Raw genomic sequence first — 2,271 nt, forward strand, 5'->3', positions numbered from 1 at the left:
GCCGGACCTCTTCAACCGCCTCAACAGAGACAGTCACGTCGCTCATCAGGTGCTACTTCCATGATCGGGAGTTACACCGAAGACCGTACAGACCCATCCGGAGCGGTTCATCGTGGGGGTGGGCGTCCGGGTTGGTGGTCCAGCGTCGGTAGAGGGCGCGCTGGTGGTCGAGGGTGAGGGCGGGGCCGCGGAACCCGCGGTGCTGCGGGGCGTCCAGCGGCGCAGTGGGGTCGTGGAGGACCGTCCCGGTGCGGTGGGCGTGGGCGAAGAATTGACGCAGGCCGGCCAGGTGCGCGGCGCGGCGGGCCGGGTTGCGGGCCAGGAACGTCTCCACGTCGTGGGTGCTGACGCTCGCCCAGGTGCTGGTGCCCTGATCGTGCAGATGCAGGGCGAAGTCGAGGACGTTGGTCAGGCGTACCTCGATGGTCCGAAGCTGCTTGGGGCGCAGACCGTGCTCGACGGCGTGGGCGCGCCGAACGCGCTCCCGCGCGACTCTCTCCGAGTCGGTCAAACCGCCGCCCTGCGCATACCTCACAGCACACCCCCATCCGGGTGACATCGGAGCGTCCCGGTTCATTTCACCGGCTGATACGACATGGATCATTTCTGTGTTCCGGTGTCACTCACTGGAACGACACTCGCGATCCACCCGAAGGAGCCCCGATGCGACTGAGCATCTCTCGTAGAGCCCCCATTTGCATGGGACTCACCCTCGTCGCCTTTGGCGTCATTACGCCACCCGCTACCGCACAAGCGGCCGCCTCGGACACGGACGTACTCGGCGTGTCGCAGTCGGCTACGGGGCCCATCAACCCGGTGCCCGGCATGCCCTCCGCCGAGGCAAGAAGAACCGATCGCGCCACCACCCAGGGGCCGATCGTGAACGTGGCCAGCTGCAGCGAGAGCGACCTGCAAGCCGCGATCGGCGCTGTCGCGACGGTGGGCGGCACGGTCAACCTCAGACCGGGTTGCACCTACACCCTCACTGACGCCGCACCGCCGAACGACGACAACGGACTGCCGGTCATCACAAGCACCGTTACGATCAACGGAAGCGGCGACACCATCACCCGAGCGGCAAGCGCGGCCAATTTCCGCTTCTTCCAAGTCAACGGCTCCAATGGGAACCTCACTCTCAACAGCTTGACCCTCAGCAACGGTCACGCGTCCAGCAGCCTCGGCAACGGTCGGGGCGGTGCCATCTGGCTCAGCGGCGGCGGGCCCGAACTGATGCTGAACAACACCATCCTCACCACCAACACCGCCGACAGCTTTGGCGGGGCCGTCGACAACGACAATGGCACGTTGACCGTCAACGGGAGCGTGCTCCGCAACAACACCGCGGCGGCCGGCGGGGCCCTGTTCGTCAGCCCGTTCGGAGGCTCCGGCACGGCGTCCGTCAGCACAAGCACGATCGTCGGCAACCACGCAAGAACCCTGGCCGGCGGGATCGCCGCCGCGGTCGGCACGACGGTGACGCTATCCAGCAGCGTAGTCTCCGGCAACGACGTCACCGGTAGCAATGCGCAGGGCGGCGGTATCGCACAAGCCGGCACCATCACGCTGCAGACAAGCACGGTCACCGGCAACACCGCCACTGGTAACAATGCGCAGGGCGGCGGCATCTACAACTTGACCGGCACGGTGCGGCTCACCGACAGCCCGGTCCTCGGCAACACCACCAACGGTACGAACTCCCGCGGTGGCGGCATCGTCAACACGGCCTCCGGCAACGCGACTCTCACCCGTAGCCCGGTGACCAAGAACCAGGCGCTGGGAACGGGTGCAGACGCTGGCGGCATCTTCAGGGCCAGCGGCACGGTGACACTGAACGTCAGTCCCGTCGTCCTCAACCGGCCCAACAACTGCGGTAGCCCCAGCACCGTACCCGGCTGCTCCTAAATCGGCAAACGCGGTCGCGGCCCCGGCCACGTCCCCCGCCATCCCCTGCCACCGGGCGAGGTTGTGCCGGGCGGCGAGGGTGTCGGGGTGGTCGGGGCCCAGCACCCGCACCATGTCGCCCAGCAGATCGGCCGTAGCGGTCGCGGCCCCGGCCGCATCCCCCGCCATCCCCCGCCATCCCCCGCCATCCCCCGCCACCAGGCGGGGTTGCTGCGGGCGGCGAGGGTGTCGGGGTGGTCGGGGCCCAGCACCCGCACTATGTCCTCCAGCAGCTCGGCAAACGCGGTCGCGGCCCCGGCCACGTCCCCCGCCATCCCCTGCCACCGGGCGAGGTTGTGCCGGGCGGCGAGGGTGTCGGGGTGGTCGGGG

3 protein-coding genes are annotated in these 2,271 nt (G+C 68.6%); 1 reads left to right on the plus strand and 2 read right to left on the minus strand.

Going from position 1 to position 2,271, the window contains the following annotated elements; translation table 11 throughout:
• Nucleotides 1-52: 52 nt before the first annotated feature.
• Nucleotides 53-511, minus strand: a complete 459-nt coding sequence (locus ACIG5E_RS39085) for a hypothetical protein (RefSeq protein WP_396542020.1) — start codon at nucleotides 509-511, stop codon at nucleotides 53-55.
• A gap of 188 nt (nucleotides 512-699) precedes the next feature.
• On the opposite strand from ACIG5E_RS39085, the gene ACIG5E_RS39090 reads away from it, so the two are divergent.
• Complete coding sequence (locus tag ACIG5E_RS39090) at nucleotides 700-1,902, plus strand: hypothetical protein (protein WP_396542022.1); 1,203 nt, start codon at nucleotides 700-702, stop codon at nucleotides 1,900-1,902.
• On the opposite strand, the gene ACIG5E_RS39095 is transcribed toward ACIG5E_RS39090, so the two are convergent.
• Nucleotides 1,899-2,216 (minus strand): hypothetical protein, encoded by a 318-nt coding sequence (locus ACIG5E_RS39095; RefSeq protein WP_396542028.1) that lies wholly within the window; start codon nucleotides 2,214-2,216, stop codon nucleotides 1,899-1,901. The two genes, ACIG5E_RS39090 and ACIG5E_RS39095, sit on opposite strands and share 4 nt — an antisense overlap.
• Nucleotides 2,217-2,271 lie beyond the last annotated feature (55 nt).

Origin of the sequence: Kitasatospora sp. NPDC053057, assembly GCF_044546945.1 — a bacterium.
Lineage (GTDB): Bacteria > Actinomycetota > Actinomycetes > Streptomycetales > Streptomycetaceae > Kitasatospora.

What these genes read in the sequence shown, in the direction of transcription:
- ACIG5E_RS39090 (WP_396542022.1), top strand. Translation starts at nt 700, where the DNA reads ATGGGACTCACCCTCGTCGCCTTTGGCGTCATTACGCCACCCGCTACC.
- ACIG5E_RS39095 (WP_396542028.1), bottom strand. Translation starts at nt 2,216, where the DNA reads ATGGCGGGGGACGTGGCCGGGGCCGCGACCGCGTTTGCCGAGCTGCTG.